The 2,241-nt window shown below is 41.1% G+C and carries 2 protein-coding genes; both read left to right on the top strand.

The genetic code is table 11. The annotated features are described in order from the left end of the window. The coding region (locus tag IH879_22570) for an AMP-binding protein (GenBank protein ID MCH7677713.1) at positions 1-1,051 on the top strand (1,051 nt) is incomplete at its 5' end. 201 nt (positions 1,052-1,252) lie between these two features. Beyond that, positions 1,253-2,092, top strand: a complete 840-nt coding sequence (locus IH879_22565; GenBank protein ID MCH7677712.1) for an IS982 family transposase — start codon at positions 1,253-1,255, stop codon at positions 2,090-2,092. Positions 2,093-2,241 lie beyond the last annotated feature (149 nt).

The raw sequence follows: 2,241 nt of genomic DNA, 5'->3' as shown, positions 1-2,241 counted from the left end.
CAACGAGCTATTTGTCAAAACTAAGTTGTTTAATGAATATGGACCAACAGAAGGTACGGTTTGGTCTAGTGTCTATGATTGCAGCGCTCAAAAGTTAGAGACGCAAGTGCCTATTGGCAATCCTATTCTTAATTCGCAAATTTATCTGCTGAATGCTAATATGAGGCCGGTTCCTGTCGGCGTACCTGGAGAACTTTACATCGGTGGACCTGGATTGACGCGCGGCTATTTAGATAGACCGGAGCTTGCTGCAGATAAACTTGTTCCGAATCCTTTTGGGGACGAGCCCGGAGCACGGCTCTACAGGACTGGTGATTTGGCTCGCTATCTACCGGACGGTAATATTGAGTTTCTGGGACGTGCCGATCACCAGGTCAAGATCCGCGGCTATCGCATTGAGCTTGAAGAAATTGAGACGGTGCTAAATCAACATGCAGCAGTGAAGGAAAACGTAATTGTTGCCAAAGACACTTCTTCCGAACAAGAGACGCCGGCTGGCGGAGAGGAACGGCTAGTCGCTTATGTTGTGCGTGAAAATAGCCAGCAGCCCAAAATTACGGAATTGCGCAGTTTCATAAATGAACGACTTCCAGAGTTTATGGTGCCGGCAATTTTCGTTTTCCTGGAATCTTTACCCCTGACTCCTAATGGTAAAGTAGACCGAAAGGCTCTCCCGGAACCCGATCGCGCCCGTCCCGATTTGGAAGAAACTTTTGTTGGGCCGCGCAACCAGGTTGAGGAAGTCTTAACGGGTATTTGGACAGAAATTCTCGATATTGAAAAAGTCGGCGTCTATGATAATTTTTTCGAACTGGGGGGACACTCAATTTTGGTTACCCGGCTCGTCTCCAGAATTCGAGATGCCTTGCAGGTTGAAGTGCCATTGCGGACTATTTTCGAAATGCCTACCGTTGCCGAGTTGACTGAAATGCTTTTTCAAGATCCGGAGAAAAGATTTAAAATTGAAAAGACTGCAGAGCTGCTCGTGAAATTGGCTAATCTTTCTGAGACAGAAGCAGCAGCAATGCTTGAAGAAAAACTTGGTAATTAATCTAATTAAATTTTTTATTAGTTGTTAACCTTAACCCGTTGTGCAGAATTGATTAGGATAAAAAAATAGTGCGCATTAGCCTATTTATCCTTATATTAAAGTGGAATAAACTTAATATAAATAGGAGAATAGGTAATGCGCAAAATCGAAATAATCTTCAAACAAATGCTGCCAATTATCACAGAAGCTTTAGGCGACCACATTGACAACAAGGGTAATATACCGAAAATTGGCCGAAATCCAAAGTTTTCTGATGTCAAAGTGATTACTTTAGCACTTGCAGCCGAATTTCTATCCCTGGATAGCGAAAACAGGCTTTTTGATCTCATAAAAGATTCTGCTTTTTTTTCTTTAAATGGGCTCATTGAACGTTCAGCATTTAATCGTAGAAGAAGGTCGTTACGTCATTACTTCAATACAGTTTTAGAATACTTATCAGAAAAAATATCCCCTGATGAAGATGCTCTCATTGTAGATTCATTCCCGATTGAAGTCTGTCGCTTTGCTCGAGCCAAACGGGTTCGGATTTGCAAAGAAAACTTTGACACAGCACCCGATTATGGCTATTGTGCTGCTCAGAAAAACACCTATTTCGGGTACAAGCTTCATGGACTATGCGGTGTTAGTGGTGTCTTCAAAAAGGTTGATTTGAGCAAAGCGAGCATAGCTGATATTCATTATTTACAAGATATTAAAGAAGACATCTCACAGTGTATTCTCTTAGGGGATAAAGCATATTTGAGTGCAGAAATACAGCTCGAACTTTTCCAAACTCAAGGTGTTCGCCTGGTAACGCCTAAAAGAATGAATCAAAAAGACTTTCAAGAGTATCCACAGATTTTTAGAAAACTAAGAAAGCGTATTGAAACTCTCTTCTCGCAACTTTGTGACCAATTCATGATTAAACGCAATTATGCAAAAAGTTTCTTAGGACTGGCAACAAGAATTATCTCAAAAATTGTCTCATTAACGCTCGCGCAATTTGTCAATAAATTCCATAACAAAAAACCAATTAATGAAATCAAATATGCCTTCTCTTAATTCTGCACAACGGGTTATTTAAAGAATTGTATGAACTTTGGAAGGGAGATAACTCTCTGGCTCAGGCCATAAATGATTCTCATCGCATGATGGAACAAACTTTTGAAATGTTCCGGGAATCCGTGAGATCACTGCGGCAAAGCGACGAC

The sequence above is a fragment of the candidate division KSB1 bacterium genome, assembly GCA_022562085.1.
GTDB lineage: Bacteria > Zhuqueibacterota > Zhuqueibacteria > Oceanimicrobiales > Oceanimicrobiaceae > Oceanimicrobium.
Note: the sequence above shows the minus strand (reverse complement) of the source record. Positions and strands in the feature narration are given on the sequence as shown.